General features: G+C 73.5%; 14 protein-coding genes. 7 read left to right on the top strand and 7 right to left on the bottom strand.

What is annotated here, in order from left to right:
- Positions 1-63: 63 nt before the first annotated feature.
- Both ACFWEG_RS22520 and ACFWEG_RS22515 read left to right on the top strand, forming a co-directional pair.
- Positions 64-1,386, top strand: a complete 1,323-nt coding sequence (locus ACFWEG_RS22520; RefSeq protein WP_387218002.1) for a glycosyltransferase — start codon at positions 64-66, stop codon at positions 1,384-1,386.
- Positions 1,383-3,794 carry a galactose oxidase-like domain-containing protein gene (locus ACFWEG_RS22515; protein WP_387217999.1) on the top strand — a complete coding sequence of 804 codons (2,412 nt, stop codon included), beginning with the start codon at positions 1,383-1,385 and terminating at the stop codon, positions 3,792-3,794. The genes ACFWEG_RS22520 and ACFWEG_RS22515 overlap by 4 nt, the downstream gene beginning before the upstream one ends.
- A 374-nt stretch (positions 3,795-4,168) precedes the next feature.
- Here ACFWEG_RS22515 and ACFWEG_RS22510 read toward each other — a convergent pair whose 3' ends face one another.
- Positions 4,169-4,861, bottom strand: coding sequence for a hemolysin III family protein (locus ACFWEG_RS22510; RefSeq protein ID WP_387217997.1), 693 nt, complete (start codon positions 4,859-4,861; stop codon positions 4,169-4,171).
- A 255-nt stretch (positions 4,862-5,116) separates the two neighbouring features.
- On the opposite strand from ACFWEG_RS22510, the gene ACFWEG_RS22505 reads away from it, so the two are divergent.
- Positions 5,117-6,985: a phosphoenolpyruvate carboxykinase (GTP) gene (locus ACFWEG_RS22505; protein WP_387217994.1), complete on the top strand. Its 1,869-nt coding sequence runs from the start codon at positions 5,117-5,119 to the stop codon at positions 6,983-6,985.
- 71 nt (positions 6,986-7,056) lie between these two features.
- Here the strand turns inward: ACFWEG_RS22505 and ACFWEG_RS22500 are convergent, their stop codons facing one another.
- From ACFWEG_RS22500 to ACFWEG_RS22485, 4 genes are all read right to left on the bottom strand, one after another.
- Positions 7,057-7,536: a hypothetical protein gene (locus ACFWEG_RS22500; protein WP_387217991.1), complete on the bottom strand. Its 480-nt coding sequence runs from the start codon at positions 7,534-7,536 to the stop codon at positions 7,057-7,059.
- A 173-nt stretch (positions 7,537-7,709) separates the two neighbouring features.
- Positions 7,710-8,921, bottom strand: a complete 1,212-nt coding sequence (locus ACFWEG_RS22495) for a pyridoxal phosphate-dependent aminotransferase (protein ID WP_387217988.1) — start codon at positions 8,919-8,921, stop codon at positions 7,710-7,712.
- 675 nt (positions 8,922-9,596) lie between these two features.
- Complete coding sequence (locus ACFWEG_RS22490; RefSeq protein ID WP_387217986.1) at positions 9,597-10,604, bottom strand: YdcF family protein; 1,008 nt, start codon at positions 10,602-10,604, stop codon at positions 9,597-9,599.
- A gap of 66 nt (positions 10,605-10,670) precedes the next feature.
- A complete protein-coding gene (locus tag ACFWEG_RS22485; RefSeq protein ID WP_387217984.1) occupies positions 10,671-11,462 on the bottom strand; it encodes a class I SAM-dependent methyltransferase in 792 nt (263 codons plus the stop codon).
- A gap of 180 nt (positions 11,463-11,642) precedes the next feature.
- Between ACFWEG_RS22485 and ACFWEG_RS22480 the strand changes: the two genes are divergently transcribed.
- Positions 11,643-12,224, top strand: coding sequence for a GNAT family N-acetyltransferase (locus tag ACFWEG_RS22480; protein WP_387217982.1), 582 nt, complete (start codon positions 11,643-11,645; stop codon positions 12,222-12,224).
- A 4-nt stretch (positions 12,225-12,228) separates the two neighbouring features.
- Here ACFWEG_RS22480 and ACFWEG_RS22475 read toward each other — a convergent pair whose 3' ends face one another.
- Together ACFWEG_RS22475 and ACFWEG_RS22470 are read right to left on the bottom strand one after the other, a co-directional pair.
- Positions 12,229-13,836, bottom strand: coding sequence for an amidohydrolase family protein (locus ACFWEG_RS22475; protein ID WP_387217980.1), 1,608 nt, complete (start codon positions 13,834-13,836; stop codon positions 12,229-12,231).
- Between the two features lie 208 nt (positions 13,837-14,044).
- Positions 14,045-15,340 (bottom strand): alanine racemase, encoded by a 1,296-nt coding sequence (locus ACFWEG_RS22470; RefSeq protein ID WP_387217978.1) that lies wholly within the window; start codon positions 15,338-15,340, stop codon positions 14,045-14,047.
- A gap of 191 nt (positions 15,341-15,531) precedes the next feature.
- Between ACFWEG_RS22470 and ACFWEG_RS22465 the strand changes: the two genes are divergently transcribed.
- From ACFWEG_RS22465 to ACFWEG_RS22455, 3 genes are read left to right on the top strand one after another with little or no spacing between them, the layout of a single operon-like run.
- Positions 15,532-16,884: a PfkB family carbohydrate kinase gene (locus ACFWEG_RS22465; protein WP_387217975.1), complete on the top strand. Its 1,353-nt coding sequence runs from the start codon at positions 15,532-15,534 to the stop codon at positions 16,882-16,884.
- On the top strand, positions 16,881-17,648 hold the full coding sequence (locus ACFWEG_RS22460; protein ID WP_387217973.1) for an IclR family transcriptional regulator: 768 nt from the start codon (positions 16,881-16,883) through the stop codon (positions 17,646-17,648). Before ACFWEG_RS22465 ends, ACFWEG_RS22460 begins: the two co-directional genes overlap by 4 nt.
- A 10-nt stretch (positions 17,649-17,658) precedes the next feature.
- Positions 17,659-18,069: a RidA family protein gene (locus ACFWEG_RS22455; protein WP_387217971.1), complete on the top strand. Its 411-nt coding sequence runs from the start codon at positions 17,659-17,661 to the stop codon at positions 18,067-18,069.
- Positions 18,070-18,698: the final 629 nt, after the last annotated feature.

The raw sequence follows: 18,698 nt of genomic DNA, 5'->3' as shown, positions 1-18,698 counted from the left end.
GGGCCGGGCCCCGCCGCGGCCGCCGGCCCGCGAGCGGCGGCAGGGCCGGGCGGCGCGCCGCGTCTGGCGCCCGTCGCCGAGCAGGCCCTGCGCGTCACGGCCGCGCTGCCGGTCGTGCCCGAGCCCGCCGTCGTCACGATCGTCGTGCCGACGTTCAACGAGTCCGGCAACGTGGGTGAGTTGCTGCGGCAGATCACCGCGGGGGTGCCCGCGCGGGTGCCGTGCGAGGTCGTGTTCGTCGACGACTCGACGGACGACACCCCGTGGGTGATCGAACAGGCCGCGCAGGACTGCCCGTTCCCCGTGTCGGTGATCCACCGGGACGCCCCCGACGGCGGGCTCGGCGGCGCGGTGGTGGAGGGGCTGCGGGTCGCGAGCTCGGAGTGGGTCGTCGTGATGGACGCCGACCTGCAGCATCCGCCGGACCTGGTACCGGAGTTGGTCGCGCACGGGGAGATGGAGCGGGCCGAGCTGGTCGTGGCCAGCCGGTACGTGGCCGGGGGCAGCCGGGCCGGGCTCGCCGGCGGCTACCGGGTCGCCGTCTCGCGCGCGGCGACCTGGCTGGCGAAGGGGCTGTTCCCGCGGCGGCTCGGCGGGATCAGCGACCCGATGAGCGGCTTCTTCGCGATCCGCAGGAGCGCCGTCACCGCGGACCTGCTGAAGCCGCTCGGCTACAAGATCCTCCTCGAGGTCGCCGTACGAGCCCGGCCCCGCGCGGTGGCGGAGGTGCCGTTCACCTTCCGCGACCGGTTCGCGGGGGAGTCGAAGTCGACGGCGAAGGAGGGCCTGCGCTTCCTGCGCCACCTCGTCGAGCTGCGCACCGCCGCGCCGCCGGCGCGGATGGCCGCGTTCGGGCTGATCGGGCTCTCCGGCTTCGCGCCGAACCTGATCGCCCTGTGGCTGATGACGACCGCGGCCGGGCTGCACTTCGTGCCCGCGCAGATCGCCGCGAACCAGTTCGGCGTGCTGTGGAACTTCCTGCTCATCGAGCTGCTCCTCTTCCGCCACCGCCGCGGCCACCGCCACTGGGCCAACCGCCTCACCCGCTACGGCCTGATCGCCAACGCCGACCTGGTGCTCCGCATCCCGCTCAGCGCGGTCTTCGTCACCCACGCCGGGCTGCCGGTCATGCAGGCCACCGTCGCGGCCCTGCTGATCACCTTCGTCCTGCGCTACGCGGGCACGGAGGCCCTGATCTACCTGCCGCGGGGGAGGCGGGGGACGCGGCGTGCGGCCGACGTGGGCGCGGTGCGCGGCGGTGGTCAGCGGGGCGCGCTGGACGCCGTCGGGCATTCCGCGCCCGTACCGGAGCCCGTAGCCGTAGCCGTAGCCGCCGAGCCGCGCGTCCCGCCGGGGACGACGCACGAAGGAGTCGTGACGCCATGAGGAACGTGCTCGACAGAACCGGACGGAGACGGCAGGTCAGCCTGCTGGCTGTGTGCGGGCTGACCGCCGGGATGCTGCTGTCGTCGCAGGGGCCGGCGGCGGCCGCGCCGAACCTGGTGAAGAACCCCGGCTTCGAGACGGCCGGGGCGACGCCGGGGGACCTTCCGCAGTGCTGGTCGCGGTCGGGGTGGGGCGACAACGACTACACGTTCGCGGTGGTGCCTGACGCGCACTCGGGGACGAAGGCGATGCGGGTGAGCCTGACCCGGCGGGTGGACGGCGACCGCAAGGCGCTGGTCACCGAGTCCGCCGCCTGCGCGCCCGCGGTGACGAAGGACCGGCAGTACGACCTGAGCCTCTGGTACAAGTCGACGACGCCGGACGCCTCGCTGACCCTCTTCCGGCACGACACCGCGGCCGGCTGGCAGTACTGGACCGACCTGCGCACGCTCCCGGTCAGCGCCGCGTACGCGCGGACCGAGGTGCGGACGCCGCCCGTCCCGGCCGGCACCGACCGGATCGCGTGGGGCGTCTCGGTGTACGGCACCGGCAGCGTGACCACCGACGACTACCGGATGGAGGAGGTCGCCGTCCCCGTGCCGCCGCCGCAGTGCACCGGGACGGCCGCGGAGTGCGCCAAGGGCCGCTGGACCGTGCTGCCGGTGAAGAACCCGGTCCGCTCCATGCACTCGGTGGTGCTGCACAACGGCAAGGTGCTGATGATCGCCGGATCGGGCAACGACCCGGAGCTGTTCGCGGCCGGCACCTTCACCTCTGCGGTGTACGACCCGGCGAACGGCTCGTACAAGGTGATCCCCACCCCGAAGGACATGTTCTGCGCCGGCCACGTCCAGCTGGAGGACGGCCGGGTGCTCGTCATGAGCGGCAACAAGGGCTACCCGTCGGCCGACGGGACGATCGGCTACCAGGGCTTCAAGGACTCGTACGTCTTCGACCCGGCGACCGAGACGTACGTGAAGACCAACGACATGAACGACGGCCACTGGTACCCGTCGGCGACGATCCTCGGCAACGGCGACGTCATCTCCTTCGGCGGCCTGAAGGAGGACTCGACGGGTTCGGTGACCGCCGAGCGCTGGTCGGCTGCCGAGAAGAGGTGGCTCCCGACCTGGCAGGTCAACCAGACCTGGTCCTACTGGGGCCTGTACCCGTCGATGATCCTCATGCAGGACGGCCGGCTCTTCTACAGCGGCAGCCACACCTTCGGCAACGGCACCCCCGGCACCGGCGCGTCCGTCTACGACTACGACGCGAACACGATCACCGACGTGCCCGGTCTGCGGAAGAAGGACGAGCGCGACCAGTCCGCGAGCGTGCTGCTTCCGCCCGCCCAGGACCAGAAGGTGCTGACCGTCGGCGGCGGGAACGTCGACTCCAACCCGGCGGCGAACCGGCTGACCGACATCATCGACCTCAAGGCCCCGGACCCCGCCTACCGTGCGGGCCCGCCGCTCCCGCAGGGCACCGTCGACCTCGGCGCCGGGCAGGTCCCGCAGACCGGTGACCAGGGCAAGATGTACCTCTCCACGGTGCTGCTGCCCGACGGCAAGGTCTTCGAGACCGGCGGGGCGCTGTACAACCGCGCCGCCCCGGTCCGTTCGGCCTCGATGTTCGACCCGGCGACCGAGACGTTCACGCCGATGGCTGCCGACCCCGAGGACCGCGGCTACCACTCGTCGTCGTTCCTGCTCCCCGACGGACGGGTGATGTCGGTCGGCGACAACCCGGGCAACGGCTCGTGGAACCACGACGTGTCCGTCTACACCCCGCCGTACCTGTTCAAGGGCCCGCGCCCGGCGATCACCTCGGTGATCGACACCCAGTGGACGTACGGCGACACCCAGCGGATCACGGTGGACCGGCCGATCGTGAAGGCGCAGCTGATCCGCCCGGCCGCGGTGACCCACTCCTCCGACCCCAACCAGCGGTTCGTCGACCTGCCGCTGACGGTCGACGGGAACACCGTCGACCTCAACGTCACCGACAACCCCAACCTGGCCCCGCCCGGCTGGTACATGCTGTTCGCGACCGACGCCAACGGGGTCCCGTCCGTCGCCCGCTGGGTGCGGCTGAGCGGGCCCGCGGCGCTGGCGAAGGACGTCGGCGGCCATCAGCACGCCTTCGCCTCCGACCTGGCGGCGGACCCGAAGGCGCCGCGGGCCGAGCGCCGCTCGGCCCCCGTGCCCCCGGAGGTCTCCGGCTGCGACCGGCACTACGGCTCGGCGAACGTGTGCGTGCCGACCGCCTTCCCGAAGGCGGTCAAGGCGACGACCAAGGCGCGCTGCGCATGGCTGGCGAGTCACGACTACGGGCGGCTGAAGGTGAACGGCAAGGACGACCCGCTGCGCCTCGACCCGGACCGCGACGGGTGGGCCTGCCGGAGCTGACGGGTCCGGAGTGACGCGTGCGGCCCCCCTTCCCGCGGTGGGAAGGGGGGCCGTTCGTCGTCCCGCGGACACGTTCCCGAACCTCCGTTGTCAGAGGGGTGTGTCACTCTGGGTTCCGGGAACCCGAACCGTCCGTACGGACGGGGAGACGGGGGAGAGACCGACAGGGGAGGTGTGGCGTGCGCGACCGGTGGAACGTACTGGTGCTGCTGGCGGCCGCGTTGTGCGTGGCGGGGTTCGTGTTCGTGGGGACGGCCGCGGTGGTCGCCGTGGTGCTGCTGACGGTCTCGGGCTTCGTCTGGCTGACGGCCCGCCCGTCGGGCCCGCGCCCGGCGCACGGGCGGGCCGGGCGGGAGCGGCCCGCAGCCGGCGGGCTAATACGCGACGAGCGAGATGGCCACGTACTGGGTGACGAACGCCGCCAGCGTCAGTGAGTGGAAGACCTCGTGGAAGCCGAACCAGCGCGGTGAGGGGTCGGGTCGCTTGAGCGCGTACACGATCCCGCCCGCGCTGTAGAGCAGCCCGCCGACGACGACGCAGACGAGCACGGCGACCCCGCCCTCGCGCAGGAACTCGGGGAGGAAGAAGACGGCGATCCACCCCATCGCGATGTAGCACGGGGTGTAGAGCCAGCGCGGGGCGCCGACCCAGAAGACCCGGAAGGCGATCCCGGCGAGCGCCGCCGCCCAGACGACGACGAGCAGCGTCGTCGCCGTGGACTCCTCCAGGAGCAGCACGCTGAGCGGGGTGTAGGTGCCGGCGATGATCAGGAAGATGTTCGCGTGGTCGAGGCGGCGCAGCACCGCGTTGCCGCGCGCCTTCCAACTCCCCAGGTGGTAGATGCCGCTGATGCCGAACAGCAGGCACGCGGTCAGGACGTAGACGGCGCACGAGATCCGTGCGGCCCGGGTGTCGGCGAACGCTACCAGGACGAGGCCGGACACCAGCACGGCGGGGAACATCCCCGCGTGCAGCCATCCCCGCAGACGGGGCTTGATCTCGGCCGGGACGAGGTCCGACACACGGTCCTTGACCTGGGTCGGCACGGTGGCGGGCGTTGGGCTCATATGCCGAATCCTACCTACGGTTGCGTAGGTTACGGACGGCGCGAGGGCGTGGGCGACGTCACGCCACCGTGTCCACGCTCACATGTGAGGCCTACTGGACAGATGGGCGCACTCCAGCGATGATCATATGAGTGCGGTCGGCACCGGATGAGCGCCCAGCGAACGAACACCGCGAAGTCATCCGGGTCGAAGCCCCCACGGGGCACCTGACAGCAGGCCCAACCGGGCCCACATGACCCTCACTTAGGAGCGATCGTGGCGCGCGATATCGCGGCTCCCCTTCCGTCCGACACCACCGGGGTGCTCACCCCGGACCTGCCCACCCGGCACCAGGAACTGATCTCGTGGGTGAACGAGATCGCCGAACTGACCCAGCCGGACCAGGTCGTCTGGTGCGACGGATCGCAGGCGGAGTACGAGCGCCTGGCCGAGGAGCTCGTCGCCAAGGGCACGTTCACCAAGCTCGACCCGGTGCTGCGCCCGCACTCCTACTACGCCGCGTCCGACCCCACGGACGTCGCGCGCGTCGAGGACCGCACCTTCATCTGCTCCGAGAAGGAGGAGGACGCGGGCCCGACCAACCACTGGAAGGCCCCCGCCGAGATGAAGGAGCTGTTCGCCGGCTCCTCTGCCGACCCCGAGGGCGGCCTCTTCCGCGGCTCGATGCGCGGCCGCACGATGTACGTCGTCCCGTTCTGCATGGGCCCGCTCGGCTCCCCGCTCTCCGCGATCGGCGTCGAGATCACCGACTCCGCCTACGTCGCGGTCTCCATGCGCACCATGACCCGCATGGGGCAGCCCGTCCTCGACGAGCTCGGCGACGACGGCTTCTTCGTTCGCGCCGTCCACACCCTCGGCGCCCCCCTCGCGCCGGGCGAGGCGGACGTGCCGTGGCCGTGCAACTCCACCAAGTACATCTCGCACTTCCCCGAGACCCGCGAGATCTGGTCCTACGGCTCCGGCTACGGCGGCAACGCGCTGCTGGGCAAGAAGTGCTACGCCCTGCGCATCGCGTCCGTCATGGCCCGCGACGAGGGCTGGCTGGCCGAGCACATGCTCGTCCTCAAGCTCACCCCGCCCACCGGCGAGGCGAAGTACGTCGCCGCCGCGTTCCCCTCCGCCTGCGGCAAGACCAACCTCGCCATGCTGGAGCCGACGATCCCCGGCTGGACGGTCGAGACGATCGGCGACGACATCGCGTGGATGCGGTTCGGCGAGGACGGCCGCCTCTACGCGATCAACCCCGAGGCCGGCTTCTTCGGCGTCGCGCCCGGCACCGGCGAGCACACCAACGCCAACGCGATGAAGACGCTGTGGGGCAACTCGGTCTTCACCAACGTCGCGCTCACCGAGGACGGCGACGTCTGGTGGGAGGGCATGACCGAGGAGAAGCCCGCGCGCCTGACCGACTGGAAGGGCAACGCCTGGACGCCGGAGTCGGAGACTCCGGCCGCGCACCCGAACGCCCGCTTCACGGTCCCGGCCGCGCAGTGCCCGATCATCGCGCCGGAGTGGGAGGACCCCAAGGGCGTGCCGATCTCGGCCATCCTCTTCGGCGGCCGCCGCGCCTCCGCCGTCCCGCTGGTCACCGAGTCCTTCGACTGGAACCACGGCGTCTTCCTCGGCGCGAACGTCGCCAGCGAGAAGACGGCGGCGGCCGAGGGCAAGGTCGGCGAGCTGCGCCGGGACCCGTTCGCCATGCTGCCGTTCTGCGGCTACAACATGGGCGACTACATGGGCCACTGGGTGAAGGTCGGCGCCGGCAAGGACGAGGCGAAGCTCCCGAAGATCTACTACGTCAACTGGTTCCGCAAGGACGACGCCGGCCGGTTCGTGTGGCCCGGGTTCGGGGAGAACTCCCGCGTCCTGAAGTGGATCGTCGAGCGGCTCGACGGCACGGCCGAGGGCGTCGAGACGCCGATCGGCGTGCTGCCGACGGCCGCCGCGCTCGACACCGACGGGCTCGACCTGCCGGCGGAGGACCTCGACTTCCTGCTGACCGTCGACAAGGAGGTCTGGCGCGAGGAGGCGTCGCTGGTGCCCGAGCACCTGAACACGTTCGGCGAGCACACGCCGAAGGAGCTGTGGGACCAGTACCACGCGCTCGTGGAGCGGCTCGGCTGACGCCTTCCCGCCGCAGCGCAGTGGGTGGCAACCCGGGCCGCACGCCTCTTGAGCGTGCGGCCCGGGGCCGTTCAGGGGGTGCCGACGAGGGTGCGGTCGCGGTCGGCGGTGGGGGAGGCCGCGGGTGCGGGTGCGGCCGCGGGTGCGCGGTGGGCGGCCGCGCGGTGCGCGTCGATCCGGTGCGCGGCCAGGATCGCGGCGGAGGTGTCGGCGCGGGAGGCGGCGACGACCAGGGCGCGGCCGGCGAGGGTGTGGGCGCGGGCGTTCAGGGCGCTTGCGGAGGGCGCGCCGGCGGGGCGGCGCGGGGCCGGGGCGAGGCGTGCGGGCGGGGAGCCGCCGCGCAGCCGGGCGACCTCGGCGGACAGCTGCCCGGCCGCCGTGTCGAGCTCGGCGGACGGGGCCAGCGCGCGCAGTTCGTCGGTGACGGCGAGGAGGGCCGCGAGGTGTCCCGCGAGCTGGATGTCCAGCTCCTCCTCGCGCGAGCGGTGCGGGTACGTGCCCAGGTCGGCGGCCGTGCTGTGCACCGACCTGGTGCGGATCGGCTCGTACATGAAGAGGGCCTCCTGCTCGGCGTCAGGAAGCCATCCTACATTGGAACCAGTCTAAAGTTGTGCCGGGTCGCGAGGAGGTGGGCGGTGCGGGGGTGCCGGCCGGCGAGGCGGCGGGCGGTGCGGGAGCGGGCGGTGCGGGGGCCGGGCGTGCGCACGCGCCCCGCCGCCGCGCGTCAGTGCTGCCCGTAGCCGTCCAGGAAGCGGCCGATGCGGGCCACCGCGTCCGACAGGTCCGTCACGTTCGGCAGGGTGACGAGCCGGAAGTGGTCTGGCTCGTGCCAGTTGAAGCCGGTGCCGTGCACGATCATGATCTTCTCCGCGCGGAGCAGGTCGAGGACCATCCGCCGGTCGTCCTTGATCTTGTAGACCTTGGGGTCCAGGCGCGGGAAGAGGTACAGCGCGCCCTTGGGCTTCACGCAGGTCACGCCGGGGATCTTCGTGAGCTGCTCGTAGGCCGCGTTCCGCTGTTCGAGCAGTCGGCCGCCGGGCTCGACCAGTGCTTCTATCGACTGCCGGCCTTGGAGCGCGGCGGCGATCGCGTGCTGGGCGGGCATGTTGGCGCACAGCCGCATGTTCGCCAGGATCGTCAGCCCCTCGATGTACGAGGAGGCGTGCGCCTTCGGCCCGCAGACGGCCATCCAGCCGGAGCGGTAGCCCGCCACCCGGTAGTTCTTGCTCATCCCGTTGAACGTGAGGACGAGCAGGTCGGGGGCGAGCGCGGCGGTCGGGGTGTGGGTGGTGCCGTCGTAGAGGATCTTGTCGTAGATCTCGTCCGAGCAGACGATCAGGTTGTGCCGGCGGGCGATCTCGGTGAGGCCGCGCAGCATCTCGTCGTCGTAGACGGCGCCGGTGGGGTTGTTCGGGTTGATCACCACGAGCGCCTTGGTGCGGTCGGTGATCCTCCGCTCGATGTCGGCGAGGTCCGGCATCCAGTCGGCCTGCTCGTCGCACCGGTAGTGCACGGCCGTGCCGCCCGCGAGGCTGACCGCGGCCGTCCACAGCGGGTAGTCGGGCGCGGGGACGAGCACCTCGTCGCCGTCGTCGAGCAGCGCCTGCATCGACATCTGGATCAGCTCGCTGACGCCGTTGCCCAGGTAGATGTCCTCCACGGACAGCGGGATCCCCCGCGTCTCGTAGTGCGACATGATCGCCCGGCGGGCGCTCAGCAGCCCCTTCGCGTCCCCGTACCCGTGCGCGCTGTGCAGATTCCGCAGCACGTCCTCCAGGATCGCCGGCGGGCACTCAAACCCGAACGCGGCGGGGTTCCCCGTGTTCAGCTTCAGAATCCGGTGGCCCGCCGCCTCCAATCGCATGGCCTCCTCGAGCACCGGGCCACGGATTTCGTAACAGACGTTCGCGAGCTTCGTCGACTGGATCACCTGCATGGGGTGAGCTTACGGGCGCTGGTGGGGGGTGGCGCGGGATCGGCGCGCTTCGTGCGGCATCTCACGCGCGTGCGTAACCCGCAGCGAACTCCCGCCGCTGCGCGGCTCGCCTGGAGTGGGGTTCGCCGCGGCGGGGCTGGGGCGGAGTGTGGCTTCGCCGCTGCGCGGCTGCGGGGGGCGGGAGGGGGGTGCCGCCGCTGCGCGGCGCGCCCAGTGAGACTCCGCCGCTGCGCGGCTTTGGGGGGCGGGAGCGGGGGGTTGTGCCGCTGCGCGGCGTGTCCAGTGAGTCCTGCCGCTGCGCGGCAGGCGCGTCGCGCCGCTGTGCGGGTGCGGGTGCGGGTGCGGGTGCGGGTGCGTCGGCGGAGGGTGGGGTGGGTGGGGGTGGCCCCGCAGCGACGGAGGAGCGAGGAGGTGCGCCCGACCGGCCCGCCCGGCCCACGACGTGCGCGGTGCCCCGTCGGCGCATGCCCTCGCAGGTGGTGCGCGGCACACGCCGGCGCCCGCAGGGCGCTGTCACGACCACGGCTCGCAGGCGCGCAACCGCGCCCGCCCCGCGAGGCCCGCGTTGTCGCGATCGCGGCCCGCCCGCACGCGACCCCACCCCCGCCCCCGCGAGGCCCGCGGTGTCGCGGCCACCGGGTCGCACGCGCCACGTCGCTCCGCGACGGTTGGGGCTCAGCCGGGTTGGGTGAGGAGCCAGGCGGTGCCGGCGAGGAGCAGCGCGGCGCAGACGGAGAAGTTGGTGCGCCAGTGCTCCATCCAGATCGCGGCGAACTCGCGGATCGTCGCGCTCGGCCAGAAGTAGCGCGCGGTGCGCGCGCCGACGACCTGGCCGTTGACGCCGGTGCGTCGGGCGACGAGCGCCGCGCGGAAGGCGTGGTAGTTGTTCGTGACGACGACGCAGAGGTGGCCGGGGCTGTCGGCCTCCATCAGCGCGCGGCTGAAGGTGAGGTTCTCCTCGGTGGTCGTCGAGCGGTCCTCGCGGAGGATCCGGTCGTCGGGGACGCCGCGCGCGACCAGGTACTCGGCCATCGCGACCGCCTCGGGGCGGTCCTCGTCCGGCCCCTGCCCGCCGGACGTCACGAACTTCGGCGTTCCGCCCCGTGCCTCCTCCGCCCGGTACTCCGCGAGTCCCCGGTCGAGCCGCGAGGCGAGGAGCTTGGGCACCTCGTTGCGGACCAGCCCGCAGCCGAGGACGACCACGTAGTCCACACCTGGCCGCACCCGGATCCGGCCGTACAGGAACGCGTAGACGAGGTAGCTCGCGAACACGAACGACACGTACCCGGCCACCAGCAGCACGAGCACCGCCGTCCGGACGACCGCCGGTCGCTCCGACGCCAGCGCGAACCCGAAGAAGCCGAGCACCAGGAACATCGCGATCCCCGCGAGCAGCGACAGCAGGTTCCCCAGCGCTCGCCCCTCCCGCCGCACCATCGTCAGCCCGTTCGCCACGAGCGCCGCCGGCAGCACCAGTGCGGTGACCCCGACGAGCACCGGGAGCACGTACGGCGCGACCTGCGTCCCCGGGGTGTCCGACCGACCCAGCCAGTCGAGGCCCGCGAGCCCCAGCAGCACCAGCGTCAGCCCGAGCAGCACCGCGTTGCGGAACTGCCGCCTGTCCTGCCGGAAACTGACCAGCAGGCAGGCGAAGGTGAGCGCCGCGCAGAGGAAGAGGATCACGCGGTCATCGTAGGCGGGGAGGGGGCGCGGCGGTGTCCCCGAGGGGCGGCCGGGACGGTGTCCGGGTCAGCAGGGCCTGACCGCCCGCGTCGCGAAGTAGTGCGACAGGTACGCGGCGGACGCGTCGGACTGGTGCGGCGCCTCCGTGAAGCCGGTGACGACGAACCCCGCCGCGAGCTGCCCGCCGATCTGGGCGGTGAGGCTGTGGCTGTACTCCAGCGGCGCGTCCGCGCCGAAGCGCGCGGCGCGCTCCTCGGCGGAGTACCGCGCGACGTCGCTGTAGGGCAGCCGGTGCATGACGACCAGCTCGCCGCGCGCGTCGAGTGCCTCGTGGTCGAACAGGTACACGTCGGGGTTGAGGAAGCCCGCGAGCAGCGTCCCGCCCGGTCGCAGGACGCGGAAGCACTCGCGCCACATCGCCGCCAGGTCCGGCACGAACAGGTTCGAGACCGGCTGGAACACCACGTCGAAGACCGCGTCGCCGAACGCGCCCAGGTCGCGCATGTCGCCCAGGACCGTGCGCAGCTCCAGCCCGTCGCGTTCCGCCACCGTCCGGTCCCGGTCGAGCTGGCGGGGCGAGTTGTCGAACACGGTGACCCGCGCCCCCGCCGCCGCGAGGACCGGCCCCTGCTGGCCGCCGCCGGAGGCCAGGCACAGCACGTCCTTGCCGGTCAGGTCGGCCGGCAGCCAGGAGGGGTCGACCGGCTCGCGCCCGACGAGGACGACCGACCAGTCGCCCGCGCGGGCCCGCTCGACGACCTCGGGGCCGACCGGAAGCGACCACTCGTTGCCCTCCTCGACCAGCCGGTCCCAGGCCGCACGGTTGTGGGCGACCGGGTCGACGGCATCGTCCTGCACGTGCGGCTCCCTGCTCCGGCCGGGTGGGCCCCGGCGGTCCCGCCGGTCCGGCGTCGTAAGCCAACACGATGGCAGGGCGCGGTTCAACGGCGTGGACGCGACGGGAGGTCCGCGCCGGCCGGCGGGTCGGGCTCGATGCCCGGCGGGGTGGCGCGATCCGCCCACCGGCATGATGGCCGCATGCCCTTCCTCGTACAGCCCGTCCTGCCGCCCGACCACCTGCGGAGCCGGGCGCAGCCCGCGATCGCCGTGGACGAGGAGCTGCTGCTGAGGCCGTGGGAGCCGGGCGACGCGGCGGCGGTGGTGGAGGCGTTCCGGGATCCCGCGATCCAGCAGTGGCACGTCCGGCGGGCCGACTCCGTGGACGAGGCGCGGGAGTGGATCGCGCAGTGGCGGGACCAGTGGCCGGCGGGGACGAACGCGCAGTGGGCGGTGGTGCGGGCGGCGTCCGACGACGTGGTGGGGCGGATGTCGTTGCGCGAGGTCGCCCTCGCCGAGGGGCGGGCCGAGCTCGCCTACTGGACGCACCCCGCCGCCCGCGGCGCCCGTGTCGCCCCGCGCGCGGCCGAGGCGCTGACCCGGTGGGCCTTCGACGAGGGCTTCCACCGGCTCGAACTCGTCCACGCCGTCGCCAACACCGCCTCCTGCCGGGTCGCCGAGAAGTGCGGATTCCGGCACGAGGGCACCCACCGCAAGGCGCTCCTCCACGCGGACGGCTGGCACGACACCCACCTGCACGCGCGCCTCGCCGCGGACGGGTGAGCCGTCAGCACGGGGTCCGGCGCACCGACCGTCCCGCGAGGACGTCCGTCCGCCGGCCGTCCTCGATGACGAACCTCCCGTCGATCAGCACGTGCGGGATGCCGACGGGCAGCGTGCGCGGCTTCTCGAACGTCGAACCCGCCGCGACCGTCCGCGGGTCGAAGAGCACCAGGTCGGCGCGGTAGCCCTCCCGCACCAGCCCCCGGTCCGGCAGCCGCAGCCGCGCTGCGGGCCGGCCCGTGAGGTGCGCGACGCACTCCTCCAGGCTCAGCACCCCCAACTCCCGTGCGTAGCGCCCCAGATACTGCGGGAACGTGCCGTACGCGCGCGGGTGGGGCTTGTCGCCCTGCAGGATGCCGTCGCTGCCGCCGGTGTGCACGCGGTGGCGCATGATCGCCCGCACGTTGTCCTCGTGCCCGACGTGCTGCAGGATCGTCGACCCGAGCCGGTCCTCGACGAGCAGCCGCCGGGCCGTCGTCCACGGCAACTCGGCCCGCTCGTCGGCGCTTTGGGCGACCGTCTTCCCGACGTAGCCCGCCAGCTCCGGGTTCGTCACCCCCGAGATCTCGATCGTGTCCCACTCGATCGGCACCCCGTGGCACCCGTCCGCCCCCACCTCCTCCAGGACGTACCGGATCCGCTCGGCGCTCTCCGGCTCCGCCAGCCGCGCGAGCAGCGCCTCCGGGCCGCCCTCGTTCGCCCAACTGGGCAGCATCGCGACCAGAGTTGTGCAGCCCGGGGTGTACGGGTACGTGTCCAGGGTGATGTCCGCGCCGCCGTCCAGCGCCCGGTCGAGCAGTCCGAGCAGCTCCGGCGCGCGCCCCTTGTTCACGCCGAAGTTCATCGTCGCGTGCGCGAGATGGAGCGCGCAGCCCGCCTCGGTGGTGAGCGCCACCATCTCCTCGTACGCCTCCAACGCGCCCGCCCCGTAAGACCGGTGGTGCGGGCAGTAGTAGCCGCCGTACCGCGCCACGACCCGGCACAGCTCGGTGAGCTCCGCGTCCGGCGCGTACATCCCCGGCGTGTACGTCAGCCCCGACGACATCCCCACCGCGCCCTGCTCCATCCCCTCCGCGACCAGCCGCCGCATGTGGACCAGCTCCTCCGGCGTCGCCGGCCGGTCCTCCCATCCCACCGCTTGCATCCGCACCGTGCCCTGCGGGACCAGGTACGCCGCGTTCACCGCGACCCCCCGGTCCAGCCGGTCCAGGTACTCACCCACCGTCCGCCAGTCGAACGCGATGTCCTCCCCGTCCCCGTTCCACCCCGTGATCGTCCGCCGCACCTCCGCCAGCGTCCGCTCGTCCACCGGCGCGTACGACAGCCCGTCCTGCCCGAGCACCTCCAACGTCACCCCCTGCGCCGCCTTCGCACTGTGGTCCGGGTCCCGCAGCAGCGCGAGGTCGCTGTGCGCGTGCATGTCGATGAACCCGGGGGAGAGCGCGAGGCCGTCCGCCTCCACGACGCGCGTGCCGCTCGGCCGCCGGCGTCCGGCCGCCGCGGCCTCCTTCACGATCTCGACGACCCGCCCGTCCCGGACGGCGACGTCGGCGCGGTAGGAGGGGGCGGCGGTGCCGTCGATGACGGTGGCGTCGCGGATGACGAGGTCCATGGCGGGGTCCTTGGGTTGTCCGGCCGTCGGCCGGGTGGGGGCCAAAGCCCCGACGGGGGTGCTGGGGGCGGAGCCCCCGCCCGGGGCGCGGGGCGGAGCCCCGATACGGGGGGTGCGGGGGACGCCCCCGCCCGGGCCCGGGGCGGAGCCCCCGGTTTCGGGAAGGGGCGGGGCTGGGGAGAGGGCCCCGCAGGGCCCCCACCCGCACTCAGAAGTACGTGCGGACGAACTCGACGACCGTCCCGTCGGACTCGACGACGGGAATGAGCTGCCACTTGTCGAAACTGGTGCACGGGTGCGACAGCCCCATCCCGACCCAGTCGCCGACGGACAGCTCCGCGCCCGGCTCCGTCCGCACCCACCCGTGCTGATCGGAGAGCGCGGTGAGCACGACACCGTCCGCCTCACGCACACCCCCCTCCGCGGACCGCACGACCTGGACCTCGGGCAGATCGAGGTCGTACGCCGCGTCCCGCTTCCCCGCGTTGACGAACGCCTGCTCCCCGTTGGGACGGGAGACGACCTGCGCCCAGAGGAGGAACGCCGGCTCGAGCGCCCCCTCGGAGGCGACCCGGTTGAACGGCGTGAGCCGCCGGTAGTGCCCGTCGTCGTGCGAGACGTACGCCCCGGACCGCAACACCTTGCTCACCGGCCTGGAGAGCGGCGGAATCCCCGCGAACACCTCCGCGACCGCGTCGAACCACGCACTCCCGCCCGCGCTGACGACGATCGACGCCCCCTCGAACCGCCCCTCCCCGTCGAACGCGACGGCCAGCGCGACGAGGCGCTGCAACCACTCCCGCACCCGCTCGGGCGACGCGTCCGGCACCTCGCCCTCGTACCCGGCCACCCCCACCAGCCGCAGGTGGGACGCCGCGGCGACCGCGTCGGCGACCGCAGCGCACTCCGCCTCCGTCCGTACTCCGGTCCGTGCGGAGGCCCCCGCTCCCAGCTCGACGACGACGTCGACGGGGCGTACGGAGCCGGCGGCGGAGAGCGCCGCGTCCATGAGCTCCACGCCGCGCACGGAGTCGACGTAGCAGACGAACTCGAACCCCGGATCGTCGGCGAGCTCCCGCGCGAGCCACCGCAGCGCCGCCGCGTCGACCAACTCGTTCGCGAGGAACACCCGTTGGATGCCGAACGCGCGCGCCACGCGCACCTGGTGGGGGACGGCGAGCGTGATACCCCAGGCGCCGTACTCCAGTTGGCGCGCGAAGAGCTGCGGGGCCATGGACGTCTTGCCGTGCGGGGCGAAGAGGAGCCCGTGCCGCTCGCTGTACGCGGCCATCAACTCCAGGTTGTGGCGCAGCCGTTCGGCGGACAGGGCGAGGACGGGCGTGGTGAACCCGCCGTCGAAGAGGTCGCGCCGCTGCGCGGCCAGCTCGCCGACGGTCAGCCCGTCCGCGTCCGGCGGGAGGCCCTTGAAGCGGTGGTCCACCCGTTCCCGGGCGAGTTCCGCCACCCGCGCGGCGAGTCGTCCGCCGGACCGATCGGCTGCCATGGAATCCTCCTCCGTGCTGCGTTGCAGCATGTGCAACACCCATTGCGCGCATCGCTCAGCCGTGTCTAACATCCGAGCCGATGCCGGGTCAACGGAGCCCGCGCCCGCCACGGCCCCGGCCCGACCGGACCGCCTCGACCCCGTCGCCGCACCGATCACGCACCGATTCCGCACCGAGGAGCCCGCCGCCCGTGACCGCGCTCAGCCGCCCCGCCGCCCCCCGTGCGGACGCCGCCGTGGACGTCGTCTGCGCCGGCGAGTCCATGGTCACCTTCCGGCCCACGGTCCCCGGCCGACTCGCCGACGTCCCCGCCTTCGAGCGCGGGATAGGCGGCGCGGAGTCCAACGTCGCCTGCACCCTCGCGGCGGCCGGGCACCGTACCCGGTGGGTGTCCCGCGTCGGCGCGGACGGCTTCGGCGACCACCTCCTCGCCGCGATCGCCGCGTACGGCGTGGACGTGACCGCGGTCGCCCGCGACCCCCGCCGCCCCACGGGCATCTACTTCCGCACGGCGGGCGAACGGGCGACGGCCTACGGGCCGACGGCGACCGGCACCGATGCCGCGCGGGCCGACTCGGGTCCGACGGGCTCCGTGCCCGCCGCGGCGACCGCGTCCGCCCGGCCCGCCGACGGGCCGGGGGCTGACCGCGCGGTCCCGGGCGGCGCCGACCCGGCGCGTCCCGCGCCCGAGCAGGGGCTGGGGACCGCCGCCGGTCGGCCCGAAGCCGCGCCGTCCGCCACCGCCGGCGAGCCGCTCGCCGAGGTCGCCTACTACCGCGCCGGGTCCGCCGCGTCCGCGATGTCGCCGGCGACCATGGATCGGGCCGCGCTCCTCTCCGGCCGCGTGCTGCACCTCTCCGGCATCACCGCCGCGCTCTCGGCCGACTGCCTCGCCCTCCTCTACGAGCTGACCGGGCCGGAGGCCGGCCGTCCGCTGCTGTCGTTCGACGTCAACTACCGTGCGAACCTGTGGAGTTCGGAACCTGGTGACGTCGAGGCCGCGGACGCGTTCGCGCGCGCCGAAGCTGTGCCGACTGCCGTCTCCGAAGGCTCTCCCGGCCGGACCGCACCCTTCACCGCCCGAGGCCCCCGCGTCCTGCTCGAACTCGCCCGCCGCGCCGATCTCGTCTTCGTCGGGGAGGACGAGGCGGAGGCCGCGTGGGGCGTCGCCGGGGGGCCGGGCGCGGTCCGTGCCGTGCTGCCCGAGCCCGCCGTGCTCGTCGTGAAGCAGGGCGCGGACGGTGCGACGGCGTACGACGGCGAGGGCGGCGGGGTCCACGAGCCCGCGCCGCGGGTCGACGTCACCGCGTCCGTCGGCGCGGGGGACGCCTTCGCCGCCGGGTTCCTCTCCGCGACCCTGCGCGGACTGCCGCTGCGGGAGCGGCTCCGGCACGGGCACCTCACCGCCGCCGCGACCCTCACCACCGCCCACGACGCCGCCCCGCCGCCGCCCCGCGCGGAGGCCGACCGCCTCGTCGCGCTGCCCGACGCCGACTGGGCCGCGCTCCACATCACCCCGGCCACGTTCGGAGGCCGTCCATGAGCCAGACCGTCGACCGCGCGCTGAGCATCCTGCCGCTGCTCGCGGAGGGCCCCGCCGACCTCGGCGCCGTCGCCGACCGGCTCGGCGTGCACAAGTCCACCGCGCTGCGGCTGCTGCGGACGCTGAACGAGCACGGGCTCGTCTATCGGCAGACCGACCAGCGCTACCGCCTCGGCGCGCGCCTCATCGCGCTCGCGCAGGAGGCCGTCGAGAACCTCGACGTGCGCGAGATCGCCCACGCGCACCTGCGGGAGCTGGGCGAGGCCGTCGGGCACACCGTCCATCTCGCGGTGTACGAGGACCAGGAGGTGCTCTACATCGACAAGGTGGAGAGCCGCTACCCGGTCCGCATGTACTCCCGCATCGGCAAGCCGGTCGCGATCACCGTCGCCGCGGTGGCGAAACTGCTGCTCGCCGACCTCCCCGAGCCCGAGCGCCGCGCGGTCGCGGACCGGCTCGACTACCCCCTGTACACGCCCCGCTCGACGCCCAACGCGGCAGCCTTCCTGCGGGAGTTGGCGCTGGTGCGCGAGCAGGGGTGGGCCACCGACCTCGGTGGCCACGAGGAGTCGATCAACTGCATCGGCGCGCCCATCCGGGGCGCGGACGGTCGGGTCGTCGCCGCGATGTCGATGTCGGCGCCGAACGTCGTCGTCTCCGCGGACGAACTCCTCACCCTGCTGCCGGTGTTGCGCCGCACGGCCGACGCGATCAGCAGGGAGTACTCCGGCACCAACCCTCGGACCTCCGGTCCCGCACGTTAGGACACCCCCCATGACCGAGAAGATCGCGCTCACCCCCGCGACGCACACCACCCCGCCGGCGAAGTTCTCGCACGGCGTGCGGAAGGGGAACATCCTGCAGGTCGCCGGGCAGGTCGGGTTCCTGCCCGCCGTCGCCGGCCAGGCGCCCACGCCCGCGGGGCCCTCCCTGCGCGAGCAGACGCTCCAGACGTTCGCCAACGTCAAGGCGATCCTGGAGGAGGGCGGGTCCTCCTGGGACGACGTGATGATGGTCCGCGTCTACCTCACCGACACGGACCACTTCGCCGAGTTCAACGAGATCTACAACGCGTACTTCGCCGAGCAGGACCTGCAGGCGCCGCCCGCCGCGCGCACCACCGTCTACGTCGGCCTCCCGCCGGGCCTCCTCATCGAGATCGACGCGCTCGCCGTGCTCGACTGAGGGCGCGTCACCGGAACGGATCGCTTGCGCGCGGCAGTCCCGCTCTTGCGCTCGTGACGTGCGGCATCACCTGGCCGAGCTGCCGTCCGGCGCGCTCGCGCCGTGCGTGCGCCGGCCGTACGCCGCGGTGGGGCGATCGCTCCGTACGGCACGCTCTGCCGGCACCTGCGCCACGGCGTGCGCGCGCTCCCCGCTGCGTACGAAGCCGTCGTGCGGGCAACGCCGCACCGGCACCGCGTCGCCTCCCCCCGCCGTGGGTGAGCGCGCCGTGCGGGTAGGGCAGCGCCGCCTGGCGTGCCCACCGCGCTGTGGGTGAGTGCGCCGCGTGGGTGGGGCAGCACCGCTTGGCGTGCTCCCCCGCTGCGGGCGAGCGCGCCGTGTGGCCGGGGGCGGTACCGGCATCGAGTCGCCCCCCCGGCTGTGGGCAATCGTGCCGCAGGGCGGCACGGGTGGGCACAGCCCACAGTGCCGAGCGCCGGCGATGTTTGCGCGCGCCCCCGTCGGCCTCCCGCGGCGCAGCCGCGTGCTGTTCCGGCCGCAGGTCGGGAGGGTCCCGGGGCTCCGCCCGTGCCTCCTGGGGGTTCCACCCCCAGACCCCCGGCGGCGGCTTCGCCCCGGGAGTCGCCCCC

The sequence above is a fragment of the Streptomyces sp. NPDC060194 genome (assembly GCF_042728285.1).
In the GTDB taxonomy this organism is placed as follows: domain Bacteria; phylum Actinomycetota; class Actinomycetes; order Streptomycetales; family Streptomycetaceae; genus Streptomyces.
This window is presented reverse-complemented; position numbering and strand designations above follow the sequence as displayed.

What these genes read in the sequence shown, in the direction of transcription:
- ACFWEG_RS22515 (WP_387217999.1), top strand. Translation starts at nt 1,383, where the DNA reads ATGAGGAACGTGCTCGACAGAACCGGACGGAGACGGCAGGTCAGCCTG.
- ACFWEG_RS22510 (WP_387217997.1), bottom strand. Translation starts at nt 4,861, where the DNA reads ATGAGCCCAACGCCCGCCACCGTGCCGACCCAGGTCAAGGACCGTGTG.
- ACFWEG_RS22500 (WP_387217991.1), bottom strand. Translation starts at nt 7,536, where the DNA reads ATGTACGAGCCGATCCGCACCAGGTCGGTGCACAGCACGGCCGCCGAC.
- ACFWEG_RS22495 (WP_387217988.1), bottom strand. Translation starts at nt 8,921, where the DNA reads ATGCAGGTGATCCAGTCGACGAAGCTCGCGAACGTCTGTTACGAAATC.
- ACFWEG_RS22480 (WP_387217982.1), top strand. Translation starts at nt 11,643, where the DNA reads ATGCCCTTCCTCGTACAGCCCGTCCTGCCGCCCGACCACCTGCGGAGC.
- ACFWEG_RS22475 (WP_387217980.1), bottom strand. Translation starts at nt 13,836, where the DNA reads ATGGACCTCGTCATCCGCGACGCCACCGTCATCGACGGCACCGCCGCC.
- ACFWEG_RS22470 (WP_387217978.1), bottom strand. Translation starts at nt 15,340, where the DNA reads ATGGCAGCCGATCGGTCCGGCGGACGACTCGCCGCGCGGGTGGCGGAA.
- ACFWEG_RS22460 (WP_387217973.1), top strand. Translation starts at nt 16,881, where the DNA reads ATGAGCCAGACCGTCGACCGCGCGCTGAGCATCCTGCCGCTGCTCGCG.
- ACFWEG_RS22455 (WP_387217971.1), top strand. Translation starts at nt 17,659, where the DNA reads ATGACCGAGAAGATCGCGCTCACCCCCGCGACGCACACCACCCCGCCG.